At 65.6% G+C, this 26,770-nt stretch carries 18 protein-coding genes; 6 read left to right on the forward strand and 12 right to left on the reverse strand.

Translation table 11 applies throughout. The annotated features are described in order from the left end of the window. The first annotated feature begins 200 nt into the window (after nt 1-200). Complete coding sequence (locus AX721_RS12810; RefSeq protein ID WP_197422554.1) at nt 201-2,096, forward strand: EAL domain-containing protein; 1,896 nt, start codon at nt 201-203, stop codon at nt 2,094-2,096. 119 nt (nt 2,097-2,215) lie between these two features. Here AX721_RS12810 and AX721_RS12815 read toward each other — a convergent pair whose 3' ends face one another. From AX721_RS12815 to AX721_RS12855, 10 genes are all read right to left on the reverse strand, one after another. After that, nucleotides 2,216-5,488, reverse strand: coding sequence for an error-prone DNA polymerase (locus tag AX721_RS12815; RefSeq protein ID WP_058454234.1), 3,273 nt, complete (start codon nt 5,486-5,488; stop codon nt 2,216-2,218). Next, entirely contained in the window at nt 5,485-7,005 is a 1,521-nt protein-coding gene (locus tag AX721_RS12820; protein WP_058454233.1) for a DNA polymerase Y family protein, read from the reverse strand. Before AX721_RS12820 ends, AX721_RS12815 begins: the two co-directional genes overlap by 4 nt. Continuing rightward, entirely contained in the window at nt 6,920-7,645 is a 726-nt protein-coding gene (locus AX721_RS26860; RefSeq protein ID WP_207790345.1) for an ImuA family protein, read from the reverse strand. Before AX721_RS26860 ends, AX721_RS12820 begins: the two co-directional genes overlap by 86 nt. A gap of 184 nt (nt 7,646-7,829) precedes the next feature. Beyond that, nucleotides 7,830-11,348, reverse strand: a complete 3,519-nt coding sequence (locus AX721_RS12825; protein ID WP_058454231.1) for a DEAD/DEAH box helicase — start codon at nt 11,346-11,348, stop codon at nt 7,830-7,832. Next, nucleotides 11,332-12,111 (reverse strand): Hachiman antiphage defense system protein HamA, encoded by a 780-nt coding sequence (locus AX721_RS12830; protein WP_027297292.1) that lies wholly within the window; start codon nt 12,109-12,111, stop codon nt 11,332-11,334. Before AX721_RS12830 ends, AX721_RS12825 begins: the two co-directional genes overlap by 17 nt. Nucleotides 12,112-12,126: 15 nt before the next feature. Further along, the gene (locus tag AX721_RS12835; RefSeq protein WP_037251215.1) at nt 12,127-12,933 is read right to left on the reverse strand and encodes a restriction endonuclease; all 807 of its coding nucleotides are present in this window, start codon (nt 12,931-12,933) and stop codon (nt 12,127-12,129) included. A 101-nt stretch (nt 12,934-13,034) separates the two neighbouring features. Continuing rightward, the gene (locus AX721_RS12840; protein WP_058454230.1) at nt 13,035-14,072 is read right to left on the reverse strand and encodes a nucleotidyl transferase AbiEii/AbiGii toxin family protein; all 1,038 of its coding nucleotides are present in this window, start codon (nt 14,070-14,072) and stop codon (nt 13,035-13,037) included. Continuing rightward, on the reverse strand, nt 14,065-14,658 hold the full coding sequence (locus AX721_RS12845; RefSeq protein ID WP_058454399.1) for a DUF6088 family protein: 594 nt from the start codon (nt 14,656-14,658) through the stop codon (nt 14,065-14,067). The genes AX721_RS12840 and AX721_RS12845 overlap by 8 nt, the downstream gene beginning before the upstream one ends. A gap of 117 nt (nt 14,659-14,775) precedes the next feature. Beyond that, a complete protein-coding gene (locus AX721_RS12850; RefSeq protein WP_058454229.1) occupies nt 14,776-16,137 on the reverse strand; it encodes a site-specific integrase in 1,362 nt (453 codons plus the stop codon). A 242-nt stretch (nt 16,138-16,379) separates the two neighbouring features. Beyond that, the gene (locus AX721_RS12855) at nt 16,380-16,796 is read right to left on the reverse strand and encodes a DUF6766 family protein (protein ID WP_068876401.1); all 417 of its coding nucleotides are present in this window, start codon (nt 16,794-16,796) and stop codon (nt 16,380-16,382) included. Nucleotides 16,797-16,907: 111 nt separating this feature from the next. Between AX721_RS12855 and AX721_RS12860 the strand changes: the two genes are divergently transcribed. The 3 genes from AX721_RS12860 to AX721_RS12870 all read left to right on the forward strand — a co-directional run bounded on the left by AX721_RS12860 (nt 16,908) and on the right by AX721_RS12870 (nt 20,818). Continuing rightward, on the forward strand, nt 16,908-17,624 hold the full coding sequence (locus AX721_RS12860) for a dienelactone hydrolase family protein (RefSeq protein ID WP_068876402.1): 717 nt from the start codon (nt 16,908-16,910) through the stop codon (nt 17,622-17,624). Nucleotides 17,625-17,762: 138 nt separating this feature from the next. Beyond that, a complete protein-coding gene (locus AX721_RS12865; RefSeq protein WP_068876418.1) occupies nt 17,763-20,132 on the forward strand; it encodes a TonB-dependent receptor in 2,370 nt (789 codons plus the stop codon). 164 nt (nt 20,133-20,296) lie between these two features. After that, on the forward strand, nt 20,297-20,818 hold the full coding sequence (locus tag AX721_RS12870; RefSeq protein ID WP_068876403.1) for a hypothetical protein: 522 nt from the start codon (nt 20,297-20,299) through the stop codon (nt 20,816-20,818). On the opposite strand, the gene AX721_RS12875 is transcribed toward AX721_RS12870, so the two are convergent. Beyond that, entirely contained in the window at nt 20,819-21,346 is a 528-nt protein-coding gene (locus tag AX721_RS12875; RefSeq protein WP_068876404.1) for a hypothetical protein, read from the reverse strand. A 223-nt stretch (nt 21,347-21,569) separates the two neighbouring features. On the opposite strand from AX721_RS12875, the gene AX721_RS12880 reads away from it, so the two are divergent. Both AX721_RS12880 and AX721_RS12885 read left to right on the forward strand, forming a co-directional pair. After that, complete coding sequence (locus AX721_RS12880; protein ID WP_068876405.1) at nt 21,570-22,961, forward strand: cystathionine beta-synthase; 1,392 nt, start codon at nt 21,570-21,572, stop codon at nt 22,959-22,961. Next, a complete protein-coding gene (locus AX721_RS12885; protein WP_068876406.1) occupies nt 22,958-24,130 on the forward strand; it encodes a cystathionine gamma-synthase in 1,173 nt (390 codons plus the stop codon). Before AX721_RS12880 ends, AX721_RS12885 begins: the two co-directional genes overlap by 4 nt. Before the next feature lie 116 nt (nt 24,131-24,246). On the opposite strand, the gene AX721_RS12890 is transcribed toward AX721_RS12885, so the two are convergent. Then, the gene (locus tag AX721_RS12890; protein ID WP_369807901.1) at nt 24,247-26,658 is read right to left on the reverse strand and encodes a transketolase; all 2,412 of its coding nucleotides are present in this window, start codon (nt 26,656-26,658) and stop codon (nt 24,247-24,249) included. Nucleotides 26,659-26,770: the final 112 nt, after the last annotated feature.

Genomic DNA, 26,770 nt, shown 5'->3' on the forward strand with positions numbered 1-26,770 from the left:
GCCGGCTCGATGCGGCGTCCACGCCAGGGCGGCCGGCGAGTTTTGGCACAGCCTGGGGGTCTCCCCGCAGAAGGGGTCGGCAGAGACCTTGGGCTCGGCCGAAGGGGAAGGCCTTCCCCCCGCGTAGGATAATGAAATGTTTATCGTGTTCAGAGGTCAGCCGTTAAGCGAACAGCGATTACCATCAGCGTTGGCGAAGTGTGTTCCTGGGTGACCCGTCGTTGCTGCGCTTTCAGAACGAAATTCTACGAATGATCGCGAACGGTGAGCCGCTCTTCGACACGATGCGGCAACTTTGCTTGCGGGTCGAAAAGACGTGGCCCGGTGTGCTCTGTTCGGTGTTCGCCATCGATCGAACGGGCGCAATGCGGCCGTTAGCGGCACCGAGCTTCCCGGAAGCCTATAGCCAGGCGCATGACGGGGTTGCGATCGGCCCCAACACCGATGCACCCGGGAGAGCCGCGTCTTCGCGCAAGCCAGTGCTGCTGGAGGATCTAGCGTCCGACCCTCGCGCCTCCCATAGTGCGGCGATCATTCATGGACTTGGCGTATCGGCGTGTTGGTCACTGCCTGTGCTTGGGGCGGCAGGCGACACGCTAGCGGTGCTGAACCTCTATTTTCACGGTGCGCGCCAGGTCGCAGATGTCGAGCGAGACGTGGCTGAAGCTTGCGTAGAACTCTGCGAGACAGCCTTCCGCAGACACGAGAGTACGCTCGATCGGGATCGTCGAGCGAATGTCGATGCGTTGACCGGTTTGGCCAACAGGGCAGCCTATAACGGCGCGATGGCTCAGCTTCGCTGCGACGATGTCGGGTCGTGGGCACTGTTCATCATCGACCTCGACAACCTCAAGATCGTCAACGACACGTTCGGCCATCTGGCGGGCGACGCTCTGATCCGTGCCGCGTCGGCGCGTATCGCTCGCGCGATGGCGCCGGACGTCACCTATCGGATAGGAGGCGACGAATTCGCGGTCATCCTCCAGCAGCCGACAAATGTCGCCGACCTGAATGCTGCGGCCGAACGCGTCTTCGACGAGCTTGAGGTGGCGGCGGACTGCGACGGACACACCGTCGTACCTCGCGCGACCATCGGCGGCGCGACGTTGAGCAAGACCGAACGCACAGCGACGAGCGTCGGAGAAGCGGCCGACTTCGCGCTCTACCATGCGAAGGAGACGGGCCGTGGCGGCTTCGTTCGCTACTGGCCCGGCATCGGCTCGCGGATCTCAAGCCGGCGCGCCGCGATCCGTGATGTCTCGGAAGCCTTGACCGAAAATCGTATCGAGGCGCACTACCAGCCGATCCTGAGGCTGGACACCGGCCTCATCGTGGGACTCGAAGCCCTGTGCCGACTGCGATCGCGAAGCGGCGATCTTCTTCCTGCCGGCTCTTTCCAGGAAGCAACGACTGACGCTCATGTCGCCTCCGAGTTGACGGCCCGCATGATGGCAATCGTCGCTTCCGACATAGGTCATTGGCAAAACGCGGGACTGCTCGTCGAGCAGGTCAGCCTGAACGTATCGACAGCGGATTTCTACACGGGCAGCCTCGCCAAGAAGGTCTCCGAGACCTTCTCCAAAGGTGGCATCGACCTGAACAAGATCGTGTTGGAGATAAGCGAGGACGTCTATCTCGGTCGGAATGATCGGGTCGTAGCGCGGGAGATCGAAGTGTTGCGTGCGGCCGGGGTGCGCGTCGCCCTCGACGACTTCGGCACGGGCTACGCCTCGCTGACGCATCTGGTGAATGTGCCGGTCGATATCATCAAGATCGACCGGGCATTTGTCGCCCGGCTGTGGCCTGACGATCCGAGCACCATCATTGTGGAAGGGCTAATCGAGATCGCCCGCCGTCTTGGCGTCGCCGTGGTCGCGGTCGGCATCGAGACCGAGGTTCAGGCGAGTCAGCTCTGGGCGATGGGCTGTGCGCTTGGACAGGGCTACGCGTTCGCGTATCCCGGCGACCGAGACGCGACCGGCACGCTACTCCATCGGCATGAAGCGGGCGGCATCGGAACGATGCCGCTTTACGCTGCTCGGCAATCGGCCGGCCAGGGTGACCGTATCTCTAGGCGCCGCGTTTCAACGAGATAAGCGGTGCGCCGTAAATGCGTATCCGTGCACAAGCGTAACTCCGCAGCGCGGGCAGGATTGTAAGTTCGCACTATGGTCGCCGATGTTGGAGACGACGCTCTCCGCAGCTTCTGTAACTTTTAACGGAAATCTCTCGTCTTCACCTTGATCGTGTCCAGGTGGAGGTCCGGAATGAAAATGTCGCGCGGCCGAACAGTCCGAGGCGGCAAGCCGCGTGGATCGGGCATAGGCGAGCCATGGTGAAACTCGTCGCCCCGACCATGCGGTAAGGGGAAGGCTGTCTCCCGATCGCCGACGCTCGCCAGGGCAGCGGAGAGGTCTGTGAGCCGCTGGGCGACGAGATGGACCACTTCCCCCTCGCGCTGCACGCGACCGCGCACCGCGATCATGCCCGCTGAAAGGATTATGCGACGGTTCTGCTCGAAGACCTTCGGCCAGACCACGAGGTTCGCGATGCCGCTTTCGTCTTCCAGCGTTATGAACATGACGCCCTTGGCAGACCCCGGACGCTGTCGGACCAGCACGATGCCGGCCGCTTCGAGCCACCGGCCGTCACGCGCTTCCATAGCTTCGAGGCAGGTGACCATTCGGCGCCGCCGCAAGTCCTGCCGCAGGAAGGATACGGGGTGATCCCGTAGAGAGAGGCTGACGTGGCGGTAGTCTTCGACGACATCGCCACCGGCCGTCATGGGTCGGAGAACGATGGCCGGTTCGGCAATCTCGGGCACGATTTCCGCTTCGCGGGCCGAGGCCGCAGCAAAGAGCGGCAATGGTTCATCCCGAAGCGCCTTGATTGCCCAGAGCGCTTCCCGACGAGCGAGACCAAAGGGCGGCCGGAAACCGTCTGCCTCAGCGATCTGCGTCAATGCGCCCACGGGCACGCCAGCTCGGCGCCAGAGGTCGTCCACCGACATGAAGGGATGACCCGCCTGGGCAGCGACGATCGCCGCGCCATGGGCGTTTGCCAGACCCTTGACCATGCGCAGGCCCAGCCGGACAGCAAATCGGCCGTCATCATCGATCGGCTCAAGCGTGCAGTCCCAACGGGACGCATTGGCGCACACCGGTCGCACTTCGACGCCATGATCTCGTGCATCGCGTACGATCTGGGCCGGCGCGTAGAACCCCATGGGCTGGCTGTTCAGGAGCGCCGCGCAGAAAACGTCGGGGTGCCAGCATTTCAGCCAAGCGGACGCGTAGGCGATAAGCGCAAAAGAGGCTGCGTGGCTTTCCGGAAAGCCGTAAGAACCGAAGCCTTCGAGTTGCTTGAAGGTCTGCTCGGCGAAGGCAGCGTCGTAGCCATTGGCCACCATGCCGGCGATCAGCTTGTCCCGGAAATGCGATACACCCCCGGTGAACTTGAAGGTCGCCATCGACTTGCGCAGCATGTCGGCTTCCCCGGGCGTGAACCCGGCGCATTCGATCGCGACGCGCATCGCCTGCTCCTGGAACAGGGGAACGCCGAGCGTCTTGCCCAGAACCTTCTCGAGCTCCGGCTTTGGATAGTGGACGGGCTCCAGCCCCTCCCGGCGACGAAGATAGGGGTGAACCATGTCGCCTTGGATCGGCCCAGGCCGGACGATGGCGACCTGAACGACGAGGTCGTAATAGGTACGCGGTTTCAGGCGCGGCAGCATGGACATCTGCGCGCGGCTTTCGATCTGGAAGGTGCCGAGCGTATCGGCCCTCCGGATCATCGCATAGGTGCGTGGATCCTCCGCAGGGATGGTCGCCAGATCGAGGTTTACGCCCTTGTGCTCGGCGAGTAGATCGAGCCCCTTCTTCATGCAGGTCAACATGCCGAGCGCCAGGACGTCGACCTTCATGAACTTGAGAGCGTCGATATCGTCCTTGTCCCATTCGATGACCTGACGATCGACCATCGACGCGGGCTCGATCGGCACGAGATCGTCGAGGCGGTCATGGGTGAGCACGAAGCCGCCAGGGTGCTGGCTGAGGTGGCGCGGAGCGCCCATCAGTTGCCGGGCAAGATCGAGCGTCATCCGAAGGCGCCGGTCTGCGAGGTTGAGATTCAACTCCTCGACGTGGCGCTTCTCAACGCCTTCCTCTGACCACGCCCACACCTGCGACGACAGCGTGCCGATCAGGTCTTCGGGCAGTCCGAGCGCCTTGCCGACGTCCCGCAACGCACCCTTGGTGCGATACCGGATGACGGTCGAGCACAGCGCGGCATGCTCCCGGCCATAGGTCTCGAACACCCATTGCATGACGATTTCGCGCCGCTCATGTTCGAAATCGACGTCGATGTCGGGCGGCTCGCGCCGTTCCTCGGAGATGAAACGCTCGAACAGCAGGTCGTTGCGGCCAGGATCGATCGAAGTGATGCCAAGAACGTAACAGACGGCGGAGTTGGCGGCCGACCCACGACCCTGACACAGAATGTCCTTTGACCGCGCGAAGCGAACGATGGAGTTCACGGTCAGGAAATAAGGCGCGTAGTCCAGCTTCTCGATCAACCGCAACTCATGCTGGAGGGCGGCGGTCACGCTCTCGGGTACGCCCTCGGGATAGCGTTCAGCCGCGCCCTCCCAGGTGAGCTTTGCCAACGTCTGCTGGGGTGTGAGTGCGGGATCGTCGCGCTCTTCCGGATACTGGTAGGCAAGCTCGTCGAGGCTGAAGCGGCAGCGGTCCGCGATCTGCAGCGTCCGGGCAAGGGCCTCGGGATAGCGGCTGAACAGACGATGCATTTCGTCCGGCGGCTTGATGTAGCGATCGGCATGTCGCTCTCGCCGATCGCCAAGCGTATCGATCGTGACGTTGTGCCGGATGCATGTGACTACGTCCTGCAGGATCCGCCGGGCCGGCTCGTGGAAGAGGACGTCGTTCGTCACCACGGTGGGCACGCGCATCTGTGTGGCCATGTTCGAAAGCTCATGCAGTCGGAGCTGATCGTTTGGCCGGCGGCGCAAGGTGAGCGCGAGATAGGCTCTGTCGCCGAAAGCGTCCCGCAATCGCCGCAGCCGGAACTCGCACTCGTCATCCGCCAGGTCGGGTACGAGCGCGACGATCAGGCCTTCGCCATACGCGACGAGATCAGGCCATTCGAGGACGCACCGGGCCTTGCCCCCTCGCTTTTTGCCCAGGGACAGAAGACGGCAGAGGCGCGAATAAGCGGGTCGATCCGTTGGATAGACGAGCACGGATGTCCCGTCAGAGAGGTCGAGCCGGCAACCGACAATCAGGCGAACGCCGGTCGTCTTGGCCGCTTCATGAGCACGGACGACGCCGGCGAGCGAATTCCGATCGACGATGGCGACGGCCTCGATCCCAGCCAAGGCCGCTTGCGCAAACAGTTCCTCGCAGGAGGACGCGCCGCGCAGGAAGCTGAAGTGTGAGGTGACCTGCAGTTCGACGTAGCGAGGTGAGCTCATCCGAAGACCCCGTGGATGAACCAGCGGTGCGACCCCGTCGCCGTGTCTTCGCCGTCACCGGCACGATAAAGCCAGTAGCGTTCGCCGGCGTCGTCCTCGACCCGAAAATAGTCTCGGACGGCGACCAATTCGGCGTCGCGCTTCCACCACTCTCCGAACACGCGCTCCGGTCCATCACCCCGGCGCAGTCGGCGACGCACGCCGCGCCAGGTGAATGAAACGGGCGGATGATCAGGCAAGAGCGCTACAGTCTCGACCTGCTCCGGATGGGCCAGCAGACGCGAGGGCCGCGGCCAATGGCCGGGCCATGCTGCGCCCGTATCGGCGGCCATCGCCGGAATGCGGGCAACGGAGCGTTCCGGGACGTCGCTCGCAACCGGCGCCAGCCGATAGAGCGCCTGCTCGCCCACCCGGTTCATGAGCGTATCGATCAGGTCCGAGACGTCCGGCACACTCTCCTCGATAAGCGAACTAACGGTTTGCCGGCGCTCGATCGGCTCGGCGACGCTGGCTGCAAGCGTCATCACCTCGATTCCAAAGCCGGGCTCGATCGTCTCGATCTTGTCGCATAGGAGGCGCGTCAGGCGCTTTGCATCCCGGACCGGCGTTGCCATTCCAACCCGGACCGCCTGTGAGCGACTGTCGACACGGTGGCAGATAAGGTCGAGGCGTCGTGCGCCGAGACCCGCTGCCTCGAGGCGGTCGCAGAGCTGATCGACGAGCTTGGCGATGTAGCGGGCGATGGTCTCCGCCGCGCCAATCGGTTCCGCGAACGACCTGCGCACTTCGATCAGGTCGGCGGGTCGAATCGGATCGATCGGCTCTGACAGATCGCCAAGCGCCTGATCGATACGGCGGCCGATCGCTGGACCGAAGCGCAGGGTGAGCGGCGCGCGCGGCTGCGCGAGGATATCGCCGATGGTTTCAAAGCCAAGCGTCCGCAGCGCCGCGACTATCGAAGCGTCGATGCGCAGCGCGGCCAGCGGAAGCGGTTCCAACAGCGATGCATCATGACGTTCAGGAGCGATTATCGTCGCGCGGGCTGCAAACCGGGCCAAGGCGTGGGCCGCGCCCCAGCTGTCGGCGATCGCACCGCGAGCGGCGATACCGGACATGGCCAGCCTACCGATCAGGCCCTCCAGCATGACAGCTTCGCCGCCGTGAAGGTGATCGGCTCCGGTCGAGTCGATGATGATCCCGTCTGGAGGATCAGGGGCCACGACAGGCGCGTAGCGCAGGAGCCAGGTGGCGAGCCGATCAAGTGCCTCCACATCGGCTGCCGGCTCGGCATCTTGCACGATGAGGTCTGGCACCAGGACCTGAGCCTTGGTCACAGGCATGCCGGGGCGAAGGCCGGCGGCCACGGCAGCAGCATTCGCCGCCAGCACCACCCGCCTGTTTCCTTCCCGGCCAATCAGGACGAGCGGCGCCTCAGCCGGAGGCGCCGCGTCGCCAGCCTTCCGCCGAAGCCGGTCGGTGGACCAGCTCGGCAGGAAGAGCGAGACGACCCGTGTCATCGCACGCCTCCAACTCGAAATCTGCACTCTCGCCCGCGCGTGCGCGGATCAGTTCGACCAGCCAGCGGGCACGCCCTACGCCCGGAACAGGCAGAGGTGTCGATGGCACCATAGACACGCGCCAGCGTGTCATCGCGGCGGTGGGTTGGCCGAAATCAGTGGCTTCGGTCTGTCGTCGCCAACGCCGCAGCGCGATACCGATCGATCCGCTGCCCTCGGCTGCCAACTGCAGGCGGCGCGAGGCTGTCATGGAAAGCCGGGCCACCTCACCGAGAACCGCCCCTAGACCACCATGGCGCAACCCTTCCTCCATGCAGGCCAGCACGGTCTTGTCATCGCCGGCTTCGAGATAGATTACGCGATCTGACGCAAGACCTGCCTGGGCGATCGCCGGCGCGAACAGGTCCGGACGGGTGATACACCAGAGGATCTTGCCCTTGGTTCGAGCCGCGACGCCCGCGCTGAACAAGGCTGCTGCAGCACCATCGACCGCGCCATTCCCACCGCCTGCAATCTCATGCAGCGCGCCAAGCGCCAACCCGCCACCGGGGAGTCGTGAGTCGACGTCGGCAATCCCAAACGGGAGAACCGATTTGGCGCGCCGACTCCGGCCTTCGATCTTCTCGATCTGCGCGCGCAAAGACTCTATGGCGGGTTCGGGCCGCACGCTTCCAGTTGACCTCCGGATAAGGGTTCGTCATCATGTTCTCTATTTGTTCTATCTTGCGCGTGTGAGAGTCAAGCCGGTTTTCCGGACAGGAAGAGTTTTAGCCAATCTTGAAAGAGGACGCGCGTAGCCGGTCCGGTGAAAAAGACGTGGACCGCTACGGCGGCGAGATATCTGCCGGTCCTAGATAGGCGATGTCGATCTTGCCGACATCCGTGGCTACCACAGCCCGGAGCAAACCGATCCGGTCTGGATTAAGCGCAGCCTGGAGGGTGCCAAGCGGCGCGGCGTCGGCAGAAAGTACGCGGGGTTGCCCGCCCCAGTAATGAACTTGGACCGGTGTGCCCGGAGGCGGCGGCGCTCCAAGCCAGTTAACTGACGCCCAATAACGCCGATCAGCCCAGGTGCGGTTGTCAGCGGGCATGAAGCTGTTTGTGAACTCCGTCCAGATCGCCTTCGTCTCTGCGGTAGGCCAGTCGGGCAGAGCGCTCCAGGCGGCGACGGCGTCCGAATTGAGCCATTCCCGCAGCTCCTGTCCCGTCGTGAAGGTCGCTGCGGTGTCGGTGACTGCCTTGATCGCGGCAAGCCGCGAGTTGAAGCCGGCTTGGATCAGGATCGAGGCTGACCGATTGAGCGTGCCGGTCTCCACCGCAGGAACTGCTGCGCCAAGTTCGTGATCCTCCAGTAGAAGATCGAAAACGCCGACCGTGTCACCGTTGGCGGCCGCCCGAACGCGGATCGCCTCCATCGCCCAAGGCAGGCGATAGACGAGGCCACCCTCTACAAATTGCAGGGTCTCAGAGGCCTGCGCTGCGCCCAGCGCCGCGAGCGGTTGGCCAAGCAGCCATGCGCGCAGGATGTCGCGCCAGTTCGCCGGCAGGGGATCGGGGGTGAAGGGATAGAAGGCGAAAACCCGTTCGGCGAGGCCGGCGATCGCAGTGATCGCCCCCTCGGTGTCTCCTTCGAGGATCGCGCCATTAGCTTGGATCAGGAGAAGATTGGCGTCGGCGGCGATGGCATCGAGCGCATGGCCTGTCGTCAGCCCAACCCCCGCGAGGAAGTAGCCGCGTCGTCCGGCGGCCGTCGACTGACTCCAAATGAGTCGGCTGCGGGACACGAGGCCGGCCTTCAGCACCTGTCGAACCTGCAGGTCCTGGCGCTGCAGACGGCGGTGCCACAGTGAGGATTGGAGGATGTCGTGGAGGGCCGTCTCGATGCCCTCATCGGGAATGTCGTTTTCCCCGATGAGGCTCAAGATCGCCGTATCGAGCGTTGCGACATGTCGTTCCCAATCGGCGAGCGCGCGTTCGCGTTCTTCGGGCTTCTCGTTTGCGACTTCCGGGAAAGTCCAGGCGGCCGCGTTGTTGACGACGTACTCGACCAGCTGATTGAGGTCGCCGCCGATGCGCGAGCGCATTCGCGTCAACAGCATCGCGACAAGCCGCACGAGGCCGCTTTCCATCTCGCGCGCGCCGAGGTCGGTGATGAGGGCTTCCCAGTTGCGCCGCTTCTTGGCGATCTCGTCGAACATGGGGAAGAGAACGATGCCCTCGACATCGACATAAGCGCGGCCCGCGCGGCCGATGACGTTCTTGAACTCGCTGATCTCAATGCGCTCGCCAGCCCGGTGAAGGGAATACATGACGACGGCGGTGGCGGAGAGGTTGAGGCCCTGCGCCAAGGTCGGAGATGAGATCGTGACCTTGAGAACATTCTCGCGTAGCAGGCGCTCGACCTCCTTTCGATAGGCGGTGGGGAGTGCGCCATGGTGAAGGGCGACACCGAGGCGAAGGCATTTCAGGATTGCGCTATCGGCGCCCAGCCATTCCTCACCAAGCGCAATCGCCGTGTTCAGAAGGTTCGGGTCGGCCTCGAGCAAAGAGCGCAGGGCGCCGCGCTCATGCAAATCGACGATGACGTCCGCAAACGGCTCGACGCTGCGCCGCTCGGGGCAGAAGATCAGGACCGTCTGACCATCATCGACTAGCCGCCAGGCCGTCGCAAGGCAGAGTTCGCGCTGGTCGTCGGGAAAGAGACGGGTGCGCCGGCGCTTCGGCGGAATCCAGTTGGGTGGGGCCGCACCGGTGAGAAACCGCTGGACCCAGGGCCGCTCGTCGCCAACCCGCAGGTTGAGCCGCGCCGTTGGCGACGTCCAAACCACTTCACCGAACCGCAGCCGGGTCGGCCGCCAATCGTTCTTGATCAGCCCGCCCGGGTGATCGCGCCGCAACCAGGCGGCAAAGTCGTCGAGCTGGTCGCCATCTGGCAGGATCGCCGAAAGGCAGACGATCCGTCGCTCCTGCGCGTCCGGGCGACGAAGAAGCCGCTGGATCTGTACCTCGTAACGGACCTCACGCTCGTTGGGGCCGATCATATGCCCTTCGTCGAAGACCAGCAGACCGACATCGTCAAGGAGCGAGGGGTCGTTGCGCAGGGCGAAGTCGAGCTTCTCCGGCGTCGCGACCACGATGTTGCGCTCGCGGATGGCGTCCTCGTCGAAGCCGCTGACGCCGATGCTGCCATATAGGGCCGAGATGGTCTTGCCGAGCGGGCCGAAGGTCCGCTGCAACGTGGTCTCGGTCTGTGCCGACAGCGCGCGCAGCGGGGTGACGAAGACCACCCGCTTGCCGCCCGCTAGGCACCTTAGAATGCAGAGTTCGGCGATGCGGGTCTTGCCGGCGCTTGTCGGCAGCGACACGACCAGGTCGTCGGACTGGTCGGCCGCCCGAGCGGCCGCCTCCGTCTGCGACGGCCAGAGGTCGATTTCCGCTTTCGGGCGACGCTGCAGTAATGCGATGAACAGCTCGCGCAGCGGCTGCCAGTCGGCTGCGGCACCACCGGCCGGCTGAAGCGGAACCCTCTCGTGAAAGGTGCTTGACCAGAGATCCGAGAGGAGGTGGATCGCGACGCGATGCGCCCACCATTGCGGCAGCATGTTCATCTCGCTGCAGATCGCGAGGCTGGTGCGAAGCCGTTCGAGCGCTTGGTCGATCAGCGGCCGCTCGCCCCGTTCGAGAGCGAGCAGGAAGAGCGACATGGCGGCCATGAAGGCATCGGTGAGCGCGATATCGAGACCGTCGAAAAGGAAGTCGTTGCCGTCCTCGGGCGGGGCGGCAACGGCTTCGGCCTGATCGAGCTGAGCTTGGATGCCTGCGGCGATGCGTGCGTCGCTGCCTTGGCCGGAGGCGCGATAGTCGAGGACGCTGGAGCGCAGGGCGCCGAAATTGCGGCGCATCAACTGCGCGAGGGCCCGCTCGACCGGCGAAAAGTTCTCGTCGGTCTCGACGATGGCGAGCAGCGAATATGCGCGTGCCGACAGATGGGCGAGGTGATAGGCCCCAGCGGCCATGACGAAATGGAAGTCGCGATCGACCTCCTGGCGGTCGCCCTTGGCCATCACGGCTTCAAGCGCCGTGGCCGCCTGCTCGAAGGCGGTGCGCGCCTGGGCAGCGTCGCCGCCAAAGTCGCGAAGGCGCAAGCCAAGGCCCAGCAAGGCATAAGCGTAAGAATGAAGATCGTAGCTCAGTTGGGGCGCGAAGGCCGGTGCGTCGGCCGGAAGAGCGCCATCGCGCCAGATGATCGCGCGGGCCTGGCCGCGTGCGATCAGCCGCCCCCGGAAGCCGGCGGTCGCCGCTTCGGCGATGTCGGCCGCGATCGCTTCAGGGGTTGTTGGCATCGGCGATCACTCGATCATAAACCGCGCCGATGAAGGCGGCGTGCCCGTCGATGTATAGCCCAATGCCCCATTGGTTGATGGCGCCGGGATAGGCTTGAAGGGAAGCGGTCAGCAGCGCCTCGGGCGCGTTGCCGGAAAATGTGAATAGCAAATGCTTGACGCTCTGCGGCGGAATACCGTGCTTGAGTAGCGCGTCGTCGATCGCATCCGCCAGCGGCAGATTATCGAGTTCAAGCAAGCGGGCCGAGATAAAGGACAGGGCGTGCGCCGAAGGCAGTCCGCCGTCCTTGTCTAGGCCAGCACGCGCGTCGGTCAGGACCTGGCCGGTGAGCGTGGCACGGCTCTTCGCTTCGGTCTTTAGGAAATGCAGGCGCTGCGACTGGGCGTCCTGCAGGATTCCGATCACGTCGTCGCCGCGCATCGCCATGTTCCGATGGTCCTTCCAACGCAGGCGCTTGATCGGAGCTCGGTAGCCGCCGCTATGCGCGTCGATCCATTCGGTCGCGTAGATCTCGCCAAGGTCGCCAGACCGGATTTGCTTGGTCGTCGGCAGTTTGCCTTCGATCAGCGCCGCAGCGGCGGGCTTGCCGAGCCTGGCGAGCGCGCGCGCCAATTGTTCTTCCGAGGCGTAGTGCGCGGGTACGATGGCGGCAGTCGCTTGAATGCCGGTGGCGAGGCTCGCCGCCTGTCCGGTCATCACCCGGCGATGGTGTGTCCCTACCGGCCCATCGACAGAGACGCACCAGTCATTGAACTGCGCCATCCTCGTCCCTCCCGGTCATTGAGGAAAGAGGTCGCGGACGCGCATGAACGGCGAGCCGGTTTCAGCGGCACGGCGCACCTTGCGTTCGAGAACTTGGGTGAGTGGGAGTTCACGGTCGAGCATCTCGTAGAGATCGAGCCCGTCCATGCAGATGACGCGCTTGCCGCGCCCGAAGGCCGAAAGGCCCTCTTCAGTGAAGCCGCTGTTGCTGACGAACAGGCCGCGGGTCCAGGCGGCCTTTTGCTCGATCTTGCCATGGAAGGTGTGCAGCTCGGCGACGCCCATCGGCTGGCCGTGCCACTTTGCCTCGACAAGGTAGGTCTCGCTTCCGAGTTGGAAGCTCCCGTCGATCTGCTCTCCCCGCAGCCGAAAAGGCTCTTGGGCCGCGAGGCCAAAGGCGTCGAACAGGCCTTTCAGGAATCCTTCGAAGGCATAGCCGCGCGCATGAGGTGCGAGCGTGGTGACGCGAAGGAGGTCGGACTTAATCTTCGCGACCGCTTGCCGATCGACAGGGGGAGGCGACGGGCTCGCCGCAGGACGTTGGGGTGAGGCGCCGCCAGAAAGGCGGTTTATCAGTCCCTGATACCGCGCCTCCGCATTCGCGACGGGGTCAGCTCCGCCCGACCGGGCAAGATATTCGGAGCGATGCTCCCAGAGCGCGGTCAAGGCGCGGACGGCTGTCGAATCGTCGCAGGTCTGCAAGAAATAGCGCAGGCGCTTGCCCTTTGACCCTCCATTGGCCGAGTATTTCGGATCGTCTATGTTGACCTTGAGCTCTGAGGCAAAGAAGTCCGAGAAGCTGGGATCGGAGAAATCCAGCACGAAGCCGGGACCCCGGACGAAGTCGACGAGGTCGTCAATGAGGCGCAGGTCTATTGATCTAATCGAACTGATGTCCTTTCTCCCCAGCGGACAGCTTTGAGTTAGCTGTTGATCGTTTTTTCAAGCGCGGCAATTCTCGCGAGTACGTCGTCGAATGAAAGCGGTGTCTGGTCAAACATCATCGGCATCATCGCCCGATAATCGGCTCGCAGATCTTTGGCCCGAGCGCCGTCCGGCATGAGCTGGAGCGTGCCTGGCCGTGCCGTTTCGTAATTGGCCCAACCCGAACGAAAGAACGTGGCTTTGTGGCGCGCCACCTGCACCAGCAAACCGAGATCGGCAGCGGCGGCTTGGCCGTCGTCCGTCTCGAGAAGCATGGCGAGGTCATAAAAGTGCCGCGAGAAATACAGCGGCGTGGGTGACCCGGCGGGGCGATGCGCCTCCGCATGGAGCGCGGTCGCCTTCTCCCAGAAGGTCCGCCTCGCTGACAGCACGGTCACGCTGGTGTCGGGATCGGTGAAGAAGTCTGGATAGTCGTCGGCCGCGTAGGGGCGGATGACTTTCTCCTCTGTCGGCCAGGGATCGCCGCGCGCGCCGAGCTCGAATTTCACGCGCGGCGTGATGTAGGCCATGCCTTCGTATTCGGCGGTAGGCAGCGCGGTCGGATAGTGGAAGTTGACGGTCTGCGCGTCACCGGCGTCTATCTCTAGCGACCACTCGCTTTCGGTCGGCTCACCGAGTTGTTCGACGATCGCGGCGCGAAGCGCTGGCAGAAGTCGCTCGGCGATGTGCTGCTCGACATCGCTGACTAGGTCGTCGATCAGCCGAGCCGCCTGCTTCTTGCTGATCCCCTCCTTATCGGGGTCGCGCTCGCCGGTGTATCCGAGTTCGGCACGGTCGAACGACAAGTCGATGTCCTCGGAGAATCGGCGAATAGCGTTGAACGCTTTGGAGAGCGACGTGCCGCCCTTAAAAACGAGGGTTGCCGTGGTGCCCTTCGGTAGACCGAACAGGCGCTTCAGGCTCCAACATACCCAGAAGTCCTTTTCGATGATCGTATTGGCGACGCCCCGCCCGGCGCCGGTCTCCCCGAAAAGAGCTGCACGATCGTCGGTGGGAAGGCGGGCGACATCATCCATCGATATCGGCCACCGCTGCGTGGGCAATCGAGACGAGCGTGGGTCGCATCCAGGCGGGCGCTTGAACGGCGGTTGAGGCCAACGTCTTCTTGTCGTTGGCCGAAAGCCGGCGCGCCGCGACCTGCGCGACGTCAGCCGCCCGAACGGGGCCGACATGACGAAGCGCCTGAACCACCGTCCCGGCGGGGCTGCCCGGTGCGATCAGATGCTTGGGCGAGGCGTGACGAAGGTCGACGACGCGCTTTCCCAGCACGACGCGCCGCGACGGGCCGTCGGTCAGATAAGTGCTTTGTGCCGGGACCTGGGTCGAAAGGCCGAGCGCGTTCGCTGCGCGCGCTCCGGAGATCTGCACCTGCGAGCCGGTCTCCCGCGCAAGAGCGTGGGCGACATCGTCCGGCGCGGGTGACAACGCCCCAAGTTTCGGGTGCAGCTTGGGAAAGTCGTAAAGCCCACGCGCAAGCCGCCGGAGCTGTCCGCCCTTCACTAATCGGGAGAGTGCCTGATCGACAGAAGAGCGGGCGGCAACTGTGAGGAAGTCGCTAGGCGTGAAGACGCTGCCACGTCCGCTGGCGCGGACGCGTTTCATGAGCCGGTCGGGGACTGAGGCGTTTAGCGTCTTCATATGTCAGAAAATAAGGCAAGTTTTTCTGACATGCAAGTGGCGGCATTCCTCGTCTAGAGTGCGACCGCCACTTGCTAAGCATTACGCCGCGGCGCGTTGCTCGTCATTCGCCGCGCCGGCAGCGTCCGGTGCCGCAGCCTGCTGCAAGAAGCGAGCGAGTGCTGCGCGCCGAGAATCCCGATCCACGGCATAGGCAGTTTGTTTGAATTCAATGCCGTCTAGGAGGCCTTGGATGTAGCCGGAGATGGTATCAGCGGCCATGATCAGCGCCGTGTCGAGCGTGTGTATGTAGTTGCTGGTGACGGAGCCCTTCGAATGGCCGACCAGAGCAGCGATAGTGACCTCGGTAAAGCCGAGATCGTTTGCAATGCTGGCAAAGCTGTGCCGCAAGACGTGTGGTGTGATGTCGGCTAGCGGCGTTGCTTTGAAGATCTGGTCCCAGTGGTTAGGAAGGCTTCCGAACGCGTTGTCGTCGCCGTGTCCAGGAAACACGTAGGTTCCTGAGCGAGTTCTCCGGCTAGCTTCCAGGTATTCAACGACCGGTAGGCCGATCGGACGGATTGAGCCTCCTTCCTTGCTGTCAACGAGGCGGAGGCAGCTCGCGCTCGTGTCGGCTTCAGACCAAGCAAGCGTGACCATCTCCGTGCGGCGGCATCCTGTCAGCGCAAGCTGGCGGATGATGTCGACCGATAGCTCATACTTCTCATTTTCAGCAGCCTGCGTGAGAATTTCGCCGAGCAACCGATATTCGGCCTCGCTCAGCCGTCGTGCGCGCACGTTGTCCTTCGGCCGCCTCACACCGTGCGCTGGATTGGTATCGATGATGCCAGCCTCGACTGCATAGGTCAGTATTCCACCAAAAAGTCCGATGGTGCGCGTTGCCGTGCCCGCTCCACCTCGCACGATAGCGCGACCGCGAAGCTTCCTCGTCTTGACGCTGCAGCGGGTCTTGCCGGCCATGATGTCCTTCAGGGCCTTCGTGATGTCCGCTTTCACCAGATCCTTGACCCTATGCGTACCAAGCAGAGGAATGATGTGGCGCTCGATGCGCCCCGTGTCGGAGAGAATGGTGCTGGCTTTCTTGGGGCGCCCGCCCTTTCCAAGAATGAGGCCGGCTTTAAGATCGGCGACGTAAAGGTCACACAGTTCCTTAACGGTAATCGCTTTGCTGTCGAGCTGCTTCTCTTCGGCCGGGTCGTCGCCTTGAGCGATCCTGCCCAACTGGACCTTCGCCTCTTGGCGAGCGCGCTCTGGTGTCCAGACGCCGTGCAATCCGATTGTGAAGCGACGCGACCGCTTGCCGAGCCTGTACTGGATGACATAGCTGCGCTTGCCGGATGCGAATACTCGGAGGCCAAAGCCGGGCAGTTCGTCGTCCCAAATGACGTAATCTTTCGCGCGACTGTCCGCGGCGTCGACGACCCGTTTCGTGAGCTTAGGCATGGGCTTCCTCCGACCCTAGCGTTTCCTCTCGCGTAAGCACCACGTAAGCACGCGGGCGAAAACAGTGGCGGGGAGAAGAGTAGCTTTGGCGGAGAAGAAATGCAAATTGTTTAGCGTTTACAGGGAGATAGGCGGACATCGGCGGCTCCTTGCGCTTATTGGCGGAGCTAGCCATATTCCCTCCGAAGGCAAAGGTCACACGTTCGAATCGTGTCGGGTGCGCCACTCCTCCCTGTCCGCCGCTAACCGCCCTTCCCTTTGGGATAGGCGATCTCGTGGGCGTGGGGCTGCGCATGGCCGTGAGTGCGCAGGTATTGCTCGTCGAGCTCGGCGATGAGCTGCTCGCCCTTCTCCTTCCCGACCAGACGCAGCAGGGCGTCGATCTTGGCCTCCGTCCGGTCGTCGTTCTCCTTGGAGGATGGCGAGCCGACATAGAGGAAATAGGCCAGGCCCACGACCTGCCAGAGCAGCTGCAGGAACTCGGACTGCCAGTTCTCGAAGGTGTCGCGTCCCATCTCCATCAGGTAGGGGCCGAGCCGGGCGGTCTCGCCGTGCGCCGTCTGCTCGTCGACGAAGGCGAACCACCCGAACAGCCAGTGCAGCAGGAACGACCCCAGGAAGAACCCCGCGGTCAGCCAGGCATAGGCATAGCGCTTCATCGAAGATCCTCCGTTCCCGTGCGCGCAACACCACCGCGCGATGCGGGTTCCGCGGTTGACGGGGCGCCACGCCAGGCCTCCACCTGGAGGCCGGCATCGGGAGGACGACGCATGGCGGGGACGAGGGTCGCCTATTCGGCGGAGAACGTGGAATTCATCGGCACGGTGTTCGCCCCGACCGGCTCGGGCCCGGCCGCCGGCGTGCTGGTGGCGCACGAGTCGAACGGGATCACTCGGCATACCCTGGACGCCGCCGAACGGCTGGCGGGCCTGGGCTTCGTGGCGCTGGCCGTCGACTACCAGGGCGGCGGCGTGTCGCTGACCGACCGGGACGAGATGATGCGGCGGTACGCCTGGTTCATGGCCGATCCGAGCCACATCCGCACCCGTCTGGCCGCGGCCCTGGATGTCCTGCTTGCTCAGCCGAGGGTCGACCCCAGCCGCGTTGCGGCGGTGGGCTACTGCTACGGCGGCACGGCCGTCCTGGAGCTGGCGCGCGGCGGCGCGGACCTCAAGGCCGTCGTCGGCTTCCACTCCGGGCTGCAGACGGCGCGGCCGCAGGACGTTTCCGCCATGCGGGCCAAGGTTCTGGTGCAGATCGGGGCGGACGACCCGGTGATCCCCGCGGAGCAGCGGACCGCCTTCGAGCAGGAGATGACCGCGGGGGGCGTCGACTGGCGCATGGTGGTCTACGGAAACACCGGCCACAGCTTCACCAACCCCGAGATCGACGCTTATGGCCTGCCGGGATTCCGCTATCAGGCGGACAGCGACCGGCGATCCTGGGCGGCCATGAAGGACCTCTTCGCCGAGGTGGGGCTGATCTAGGGCTGTTGCCCGGCGGCAACAATTCGCCCCACAAGCGTGGCCGCTCGCGCGAGCGCTCTGCCATTACGACGTTTTTTTGACTACGCCTGCGCCACAAACAGGCAGCGACACAAGCTGCGGTTGCGGAAGGACGTCGTCATGAATAACCGGAAGTTTGCATTGAGCGTGCGCGCCAGCGCGCTCGCCCTCCTGATCGGGCTACCCGCTGGTCAAGCCTTGGGCGCCGAGGCCGAGACCGAGGTGCAGGAACTGGTCGTCACCGCGCGGAAGCGGGACGAGCAGCTGATCGACGTGCCGTTCTCGGTGGCCGCCCAGAGCGAAGCGGTGATGCGCAACCGCGGCATCACCAACGTGGAAGAGCTGTCGCGGACCGTGGCGAGCTTCTCGGTCCAGAACCTCGGCCCCGGCCAGAGCCAGGTGGCCATCCGCGGCATTTCGGCCGGCCAGATCGTCCGCGACCAGCCGGGCGTGAAGGAACAGGTGGGCGTCTACCTGGACGAGTCCGTGATCTCCATGTCGCTGTTCACGCCGGACCTCGACCTGTTCGACCTGAACCGGGTGGAAGTGCTGCGTGGGCCCCAGGGCACGCTGTTCGGGTCCGGCTCGCTCTCGGGCACCGTCCGCTACATCACCAACCAGCCGGACCTGGGCGCCTTCTCGGGCACGATTGAAGCCACCGCTTCGACGGTCACCGGCGGCTCGACGGGGGGCAACCTGAAGGGCGCGGTGAACATGCCGCTGAGCGAGCAGGCGGCGCTACGCCTGTCGGCCTATGTGGAGAAGTTCCCGGGCTTCATCGACGCTGTCCAGCCCGACGGCAGCGTCGACAAGGACGTCAACGACGGCGAGCGCTACGGCTTCCGCGCCGCCCTGCTGTTCAAGCCCACCGAGAACCTGTCGATCACTCCGCGGGTGCTCTACCAGAAGATCGACGTGGACGGCTTCAACCGTGTCGACGTCTTCAACATCCTCGGCAACGAGTTCACCACCACGCGCCCGCGCGTCCAGCTGGGCGGGACCAAGCAGTTCACGCAGCTCAAGGAAAAGTTCGAGGACGAGTTCCTGCTGGGCGACCTAACCGTCCAGTACGACATGGGCGACCTGCGCTTCACCTCGGTGACCAGCTACAGCGATCGCGACGTCCTGGTCCTGCGTGACGCCGGCGCCCTGACCAGCTCGATCACGGGCGGCTCCATCGGCCTGCCGCCGGCGGTCTACACCCTCGACTCCCCGCTGGCCGACACCACCGACGCCAAGACCTTCACCCAGGAGGCCCGCATCGCCTCGACGGGCGAAGGCCCGCTGCAGTGGGTGCTGGGTGCGTTCTACTCGCATATCGACCGCGACTACGCGCAGGACCTGTTCGTCCAGGGCTTCAGCGCCATCAGCGGCATCCCCAGCGCCAGCGACGTGGCCCCGACCGACCACCTCTATTTCTCGACGGTGCCCTACAAGCAGAAGCAGTTCGCGGTCTTCGGGGAAGCGACGTTCTCGGTCACCGACCGGCTGGACATCACCGGCGGCCTGCGCTGGGCGGACTACAAGGAAACCCGCACCCTTACCTTCGACGGGATCTTCGCCGACAAGACCATCGCCGTCCCGGGCAAGACCAAGGCCGACGCTTTCGCGCCCCGCGTGATCGTGGCCTATGAGGCGACCGACGACGTCACCTTCAACGCCCAGGTGTCCAAGGGCTTCCGGCTGGGCGGGATCAACGATCCGCTGAACCGCCCGCTCTGCACGCCGGCCGACTTCGCCACCTTCGACGCACTCTCCTCGCCGAGCTTCAAGAACGAAACGGTGTGGAACTACGAGGCCGGGATGAAGGCGCGCCTTGGCGGCGGCCGCGGCTCGCTGACGCTGGCCGGCTTCTACGCCGATATCAACAACCTGCAGGCCACCATCGACGCCGGTTCGTGCTCGTCGCGGATCATCGCCAATGTGAAGAGCGCCAAGTCGGTCGGCTTCGACGCCGAGTTCGCCTATCGCATCACCGACAACTTCGACATCGCGGCGACGGCCTCCTACAACGACGCCGAGCTCACCTCGAGCCTCAACGACGCTGCGGGCAATCCCATCCAGGGCCTGCGCGATGGCAACCGCCTGCCCACCGTGCCGAAGTTCCAGGGCTCGGTGAGCGTGGGCTACGAGCGCGAGATGGCCTCCGGCCTGGACGTGTTCTCGAACCTGACGTGGCAGCACGTCGGTAAGCGCTACACGCAGGTCTCCGACCAGGAGAACAACCCCCGCACGGTAGCGCTCTTCCCGAACGTGGGCGCGACCACGGCCACCTCGCTGATCTTCCCGCTGGAGCTGCCGTCCTACGACGTGCTGAACCTGCGGATCGGCGTGCGTGGCGAGGGCTGGGAGGCCGCGGCCTTCGTCAACAACCTGGGTGACGAGCGCGCGAAGCTCTCGATCGACCGCGAGCGCGGCCTGCGCGCCCGCTACGGCTTCCTGACCAACCCGCCGCGCACCTACGGCGCCACGGTCCGCAAGTCGTTCTAAGGCTCGGGCGGGGCGAGGCGGAAACGCCTCGCCCCGTTCTCGAATTCGAGCCGGCCGCGCTCCGCGGCGTCTTCGGACCGGCCCCGTCCGTGATGGACGCCCGCCGGCTTTGCAATACGTTCGCCGCAATTGCAGGGCTGAGTGGCGGCGAAGGAGACCAGCGTATGCGTATCCGCCCTGCCCTGTTCGCGGCCTTGCTCGCCGCGCCGGTCGCCGCCGCCGCCCCGGCCTGGGCGCAGGACGCCGACGCGCCGGTGGCCACCGCCTCCCAGGCGTCGCCGCCGATGAGCACCGCGGAGCAGATCGACGCCTTCATCAAGAGCTCGCCGCTACCGGACCCGCGCCGGGACGAGGCGCTGGACGGTGTCGTGGCGGGCGACGACCGCAAGCCGCACGGCGAGGTGGGCGTGGCGGTCGGCACCGGCGGCTATCGCAGCGTCTATGGCCGCACCGATATTCCGGTGGGCAAGAACGGTCGGGTCAGCCTGGCCTTCCAGGACACCCGCAACGGCTATGGCTACGGCGGTTACGGTCGCGGCTGGTACGGCGGACCCTATGGCGGCGCCCTGGGGTTGGGCGGTCTGGATCGCCAGCGCTGCGATCTGGAGTCGATGAGCCCTGCCCGACCGCTCGATGCGACGGGCGGCCCGAACGGCCGCTGCGTCCGGCCCGTGCCGGCCTGGTAGCTACTTCGTCTTCAAGTCTGGGATCGGCGGCAGCGGATCGCCCTCGGCCGGGCCGTTGGCCTTCAGCTCCGGCTGGATGATGAACTGCTCGTGGCAGGCGACGCAGACCTCGTAGAGCCGGCCGCCCTCGTCGAACACCGCCTGCTTGTCATGCTTCTCGGCCGCGGCGCGGGCGATCAGGGCCCGTTCGCTCAGCATCTGAGCGTACTTGTTCCAGTCGGCCTCCGGCGCCCGCGTACGCCCGGGCAGCTGCATGACGTTGCCGGCCTCGACCAGCATGGTCGCCCCGGTGACCAGCACGTCCCAGCCCTCGTCGGTGGTGGGTGACAGGTCGCGTTCGCCGGCTTCGGTGATCTCCGTGCCGGAGCCCTTCCAGTACATGAAGGCCGCGGGGTCCACGAAATGGCCCATGAACTCGGTCATCGGCACGCTGTTGTTGAACTTGGCGGCGCCGGCGGCCGCGTCGGTCTTCGGCTGGCAAGCGCTCAACAGGGCGGCGTTGGCCGCAAGGACGAGGAAGCGTTTCAAGGGGCCGGACTCCTGATGCCGCACGAGATTGCAGGCCCGGACCTTAACCGCCGCTTGCCGGGCCGCCACCGTACGGAACCGTTACACCACCGCGGGACGGCGGCGGCTGCGCATGTCGCGGCTAGACTGTTCTTGCCGCCAGGGACGGAAACCCGGGTCGTGCGTTTCCATTTTTGTACATCGTGCGCAATATGCGCCCACCGATCCCCCTGACTCGATCCGGATGCCGCCTTTGACCGACCTGCCCCTGCCACCGCCCGCCGCCACCGCCCTCGACCTCATCGGCCGCACCCCGATGCTGGAACTGACGGGGTTCGACACGGGGCCGTGCCGCCTGTTCGTGAAGCTGGAGAGCGCCAATCCCGGCGGCTCGATCAAGGACCGCATCGCGCGCTCGATGATCGAGGCGGCGGAGAAGGACGGATCGCTGAAGCCCGGCGGCACGATCGTCGAGGCGACGGCCGGCAACACCGGCCTGGGCCTGGCCCAGGTGGGCCTTCTGAAGGGCTACAAGCTGCTGCTGGTGGTGCCGGACAAGATGGCGCGAGAGAAGATCCAGCACCTGCGCGCCATGGGCGTCGACGTGCGCATCACCCGCTCGGACGTGGGCAAGGGTCATCCCGAGTACTACCAGGACATGGCCCAGGCGATCGCCGCCAAGCTGAACAACGCCGTCTACATCAACCAGTTCTCGAACCCCGCGAACCCGAAGGCCCACGAGACCACCACCGGCCCGGAGATCCTGGAGCAGATGGAGGGCGACGTGGACGCCGTCGTGGTCGGCGTTGGGTCCGGCGGCACCTTGACGGGCCTGGGCCGCTTCTTCGCCAAGGCCTCTCCGAAGACGAAGATGGTCCTGGCCGATCCCGTCGGCTCGATCCTCGCGCCCCTGGTGGAACGCGGCGAGAAGGTGGAGCCGGGCTCGTGGGTGGTGGAAGGCATTGGCGAGGACTTCATCCCCGACAACTGCGACCTGGACCTGGTGGCCAAGGCCTATGAGATCTCCGATACCGAGAGCATCGCCACCGCCCGCCTGCTGCTGACCAAGGCGGGCATCCTTGCCGGCTCGTCGTCTGGCACCCTGTTGGCCGGCGCCCTGCGCTATTGCCGCGACCAGACCGAGCCCAAGCGGGTGGTGACGCTGGTCTGCGATACGGGCTCGCGCTACCTCTCCAAGGTCTACAACGACAGCTGGGTCGCCGAGCAAGGGCTTGTGGACCGGGAGCTGCACGGCGACCTGCGCGACCTGATCGCGCGCACGCCGGGCGACGCGGTGACTGTCGGACCGGACGATACCCTGCTTACGGCCTACAACAGGATGCGGCAGGCGGACGTGAGCCAGCTGCCGGTGATCGACGACGGCCGCCTGATCGGCCTGATCGACGAGAGCGACCTTCTGGAGGCCGTCGAAGACCGCCGCCAGGACGCGCGCTTCCGCCAGCCGGTCTCCACCGCCATGACGGCGAAGCTGCACACGCTGCAGGCCGCCGAGCAGCTGGACTCCCTGCTCCCTATCTTCGAGCGTGACGAGGTGGCGATCGTGATGGAGGGCAAGGAATTCCTCGGCCTCATCACCCGTATCGACCTGATCAACTATCTGAGGAAAGCCGCTTGAGCTCCGACCCGCACGGCAGGAACCGCCTGGATTTCGCCACCCGCGCCATCCACGGCGGCCAGGAGCACGATCCGACCACCGGGGCGGTGATGCCGCCCATCTACGCGACCTCGACCTATGCGCAGTCCAGCCCGGGCGTGCACACCGGGTTCGAATATTCGCGCAGCCAGAACCCCACCCGTTTCGCGCTGGAGCGCGGCTTGGCCGACCTGGAGAGCGGGACCAAGGGCTACGCCTTCGCCTCGGGCCTGGCGGCCATCGCGACCCTCCTGGAGGCGTTCGACGCCGGCGACCACATCATCGCCAGCGAGGACCTGTACGGCGGCTCATTCCGGCTGTTCGACAAGGTGCGCCGCCGGTCGGCGGGGCTGGAGTTCAGCTTCGTGGACCTGGCGGACGTGTCGGCCATCGAGGCCGCGATCACGCCGCGGACCCGGATGGTCTGGGTGGAGACGCCCACCAACCCGCTGCTGCGCCTGGCGGACCTGGAGGCCATCGCGGCGCTGTGCAAGCGGCGCGGCCTGATCGCGGCGGCGGACAACACCTTCGCCAGCCCCTACGTCCAGCGGCCGCTGGAGTTCGGCTTCGACGCGGTGATGCACTCGACGACCAAGTACATCGGCGGCCATTCCGACGTGGTCGGCGGGGCCCTGGTGGTCGGTGAGAATGCCGAGCTGCGGGACCAGATCACCTTCCTGCAGAACGCCATCGGCTCGGTGGCCTCGCCGTTCGACAGCTTCCTGACCCTTCGCGGCATGAAGACGCTGGCCCTGCGCATGCAGCGACACTGCGAGAACGCCCAGGCGATCGCCGAATGGCTCGAGGCGCGCGGGGACGTGGCCAAGGTCATCTACCCCGGCCTCCCCAGCCACCCGCAGCACGAACTTGCGAAGCGCCAGATGTCGGGCTTCGGCGGCATGATCACCGCCGTGCTGGACCGCGGCCTGGAGGGGACGAAGCGGATGCTGGAGCGGACCGAGCTGTTCACCCTCGCCGAGAGCCTCGGCGGGGTGGAGAGTCTGATCGAGCATCCGGCCATCATGACCCATGCCTCGATCCCCCCGGAGACGCGCGAACGCATCGGCATATCCGACGGGCTGATCCGGCTGAGCGTGGGGGTCGAGAACGTCGACGATCTCATCGCCGATCTGGAGTGGGCTCTCGGGTAGGCGCCCAGCGCCGTCATCCCGCTTTCGCGGCGAGCGAAGACGGGAATGACAGGATCGGCCCTGCGGTCCACATATGTGGAAATATTGGTCTGATATGTAGATACCAATTCCACATATCAGAGAAACAGGTCTGCTGCGGCTTCCACGATGGCATCCACGTCCAGGCGGTAGTGGCGATAGAGGTCGGGCAGGTCGCCGACCTGGCCGAAGCTGTCCAGGCCCAGGGCGCTGACCCTTTGGCCGCGCACACCGCCCAGCCAGGACAGGGTCGCAGGCGAGGCGTCGACCACGGTCACGAGGCCCGCGCCCGGTCCGAGCTGGGAAAGCAAGGTTTCGGCATGGCTCTGCCGGCGCCCCTCGCCGCACCAGCGGCCGCGGCGGCACGACATCCAGTCGCGGTGCAGCAGGCCGGGCGAGACCACGTTCAGCACCCCCAGGCCGGGAATGTCGTCGGCCAGCTGCTCGGCCGCCTCCAGCACCTCGGGCGCCACGGCGCCGCAGAAGACGATGGCCGCGTCCGCGCCGGGCCCCGGAGCCTTCAGCCAATAGCCGCCCTTCAGCGCATCCTCTCGCCAGGCGTCGTCGGTGCGCTGCACCTGGGCCAGCGACCGAGTGGTGAGCCGCAGATAGACGGACCCGCCGTCCTCGGCCTGCATGTGCTCGAACGACCAGCGCATGACCTCGGCCAGCTCGTCCACGAAGGCCGGCTCGAAATAGGTCAGCCCCGGCTGGCCGATGCCGATCAGCGGCGTGTAGATGGATTGGTGCGCCCCACCCTCCGGGCCCAGGGTCAGGCCGCTGGGCGTGGCGACCAGCATGAACCGGGCGTCCTGGTAGCAGGCGTAGTTCAGGGCATCGAGGCCGCGGCTGATGAAGGGGTCGTAGACCGTTCCGATCGGCAGCAGCCGCTCGCCGAACAGCGGCGCCGACAGGCCGAAGGCGGCGAGGTTCAGGAACAGGTTGTGCTCGGCGATGCCCAGCTCCACGTGCTGGCCCGCCGCCTTGCCCGCCCATTTCTGCGGGGAGGGAATCTTGGCGTCGCGGAACACGTCGGCGGTCTCGCGGCGGCGGAACAGGCCGCGCTGGTTCACGAACCCGCCGAGGTTGGTGGAGACGGTCACGTCCGGCGAGGTCGTGACGATGCGGTCCGCCACCGGATGGCCGCTCTTGGCGAGGTCCAGCAGGATCCGGCCGAACGCCTGCTGCGTCGACTGCTCGGCGCCGTCGGGGCTGGGAAACTCGGCGCGGGCGGGCACCGGTATGGCCGCGGCGGTATGGCGACGCTGGGCCGGCTGGGCGAAGGGCGCGGCCTCCACAAAGGCCCGGATCTCCGCGGCCTCCTCCGGCGTCAGGCCGGCCAGCGGCTCCCACTCCTGGCCTTCGACCACCCCCATGGATTGGCGCAGCGCCTCGACCTGCGCGGGCGTCATCAGGCCGGCGTGATTGTCCTTGTGGCCCTGCAGCGGCAGGCCGAAGCCCTTGACGGTGTAGGCGATGAACAGGGTGGGCGTGTCGTCCTGCGCCGCGGCGAAGGCCTCGGTCAGGGTCTCGATGCAGTGGCCGCCCAGGCCGATCATCAGCTGGTGCAGGGCCTCGTCATCGAAGCTTTCCAGCAGGGCCCGCACGCCCGCCTGCCGGCCGATGTCCTGCATCAGCCGCGCGCGCCAGGCCGCTCCGCCCTGGTAGGTGAGGGCCGCGAAGTCCGCGTTGGGGCAACCTTCGATCCAGGCCTGCAGCGCCTTGCCGCCCGGTCGGGCGAAGGCGCGCATCTGGGCCTTGCCCCATTTCAGAGTCACCACGCGCCAGCCGGCGGTCTCGAAGATGTCGTCGAAGCGGTCGAACATCCGGTCGGCCGTGGTCGCATCGAGGCTCTGCCGGTTGTAGTCCACGATCCACCAGCAGTTGCGGATGTCGTGCTTGTAGGCCTCGATGAGGCACTCGTAGATGTTGCCCTCGTCCAGCTCGGCGTCGCCCAGGGTGGCCACGAACCGCCCGCGCCGCTCGTCCGCCAGCCAGCCGTGGCCCGACAGATAGTCCTGCATCAGCGAGGCGAAGGCGGTGATCGCCACGCCCAGGCCCACGGATCCGGTGGAGAAGTCGACGTCGTCCTTGTCCTTGGTGCGCGACGGATAGGATTGGGCGCCGCCGAAGCTGCGGAACGCCTCCAGCTGCTGCCGGCTCTGCCGGCCCATCAGGTATTGCGCGGCGTGGAACACCGGGCTGGCGTGCGGCTTCACCGCGACGCGATCCTCCGGCCGCAGGGCGTGGAAGTAGAGCGCCGTCATGATGGTGGTCATGGAGGCGCAGGACGCCTGGTGACCGCCAACCTTCAGCCCGTCGCGGCTCTCGCGCAGGTGGTTGGCGTTGTGGATCGTCCAGGTGGCGAGCCACCGCAGCCGCTCATCGATGCGCCTCAGCAGCTCCACTTCGCGTTCGGCGCCGCGATTGTGACCGGTCGGGGCGGCAGGTCGGGTCTGGGGCATGGAAAACGCGGCCGTCCGTCGTTCGTGGAAAGGAACTTGCGCCACCTACAGATCTGGAGGCGCATCGCTATCGCCAATAGCAGACTTCAGGGTCGAATGTGAGGTTCGTGCGCCGGCAGGTGACGGCGGCGTCACGTTTCGAAGACCGGGTACGCGC

It is taken from the genome of Phenylobacterium sp. CCH9-H3 (assembly GCF_001557235.1).
In the GTDB taxonomy this organism is placed as follows: domain Bacteria; phylum Pseudomonadota; class Alphaproteobacteria; order Caulobacterales; family Caulobacteraceae; genus Phenylobacterium.

What these genes read in the sequence shown, in the direction of transcription:
- AX721_RS12815 (WP_058454234.1), bottom strand. Translation starts at nt 5,488, where the DNA reads ATGAGCTCACCTCGCTACGTCGAACTGCAGGTCACCTCACACTTCAGC.
- AX721_RS12820 (WP_058454233.1), bottom strand. Translation starts at nt 7,005, where the DNA reads ATGACACGGGTCGTCTCGCTCTTCCTGCCGAGCTGGTCCACCGACCGG.
- AX721_RS12825 (WP_058454231.1), bottom strand. Translation starts at nt 11,348, where the DNA reads ATGCCAACAACCCCTGAAGCGATCGCGGCCGACATCGCCGAAGCGGCG.
- AX721_RS12830 (WP_027297292.1), bottom strand. Translation starts at nt 12,111, where the DNA reads ATGGCGCAGTTCAATGACTGGTGCGTCTCTGTCGATGGGCCGGTAGGG.
- AX721_RS12840 (WP_058454230.1), bottom strand. Translation starts at nt 14,072, where the DNA reads ATGGATGATGTCGCCCGCCTTCCCACCGACGATCGTGCAGCTCTTTTC.
- AX721_RS12845 (WP_058454399.1), bottom strand. Translation starts at nt 14,658, where the DNA reads ATGAAACGCGTCCGCGCCAGCGGACGTGGCAGCGTCTTCACGCCTAGC.
- AX721_RS12850 (WP_058454229.1), bottom strand. Translation starts at nt 16,137, where the DNA reads ATGCCTAAGCTCACGAAACGGGTCGTCGACGCCGCGGACAGTCGCGCG.
- AX721_RS12855 (WP_068876401.1), bottom strand. Translation starts at nt 16,796, where the DNA reads ATGAAGCGCTATGCCTATGCCTGGCTGACCGCGGGGTTCTTCCTGGGG.
- AX721_RS12860 (WP_068876402.1), top strand. Translation starts at nt 16,908, where the DNA reads ATGGCGGGGACGAGGGTCGCCTATTCGGCGGAGAACGTGGAATTCATC.
- AX721_RS12865 (WP_068876418.1), top strand. Translation starts at nt 17,763, where the DNA reads ATGAATAACCGGAAGTTTGCATTGAGCGTGCGCGCCAGCGCGCTCGCC.
- AX721_RS12870 (WP_068876403.1), top strand. Translation starts at nt 20,297, where the DNA reads ATGCGTATCCGCCCTGCCCTGTTCGCGGCCTTGCTCGCCGCGCCGGTC.
- AX721_RS12880 (WP_068876405.1), top strand. Translation starts at nt 21,570, where the DNA reads ATGCCGCCTTTGACCGACCTGCCCCTGCCACCGCCCGCCGCCACCGCC.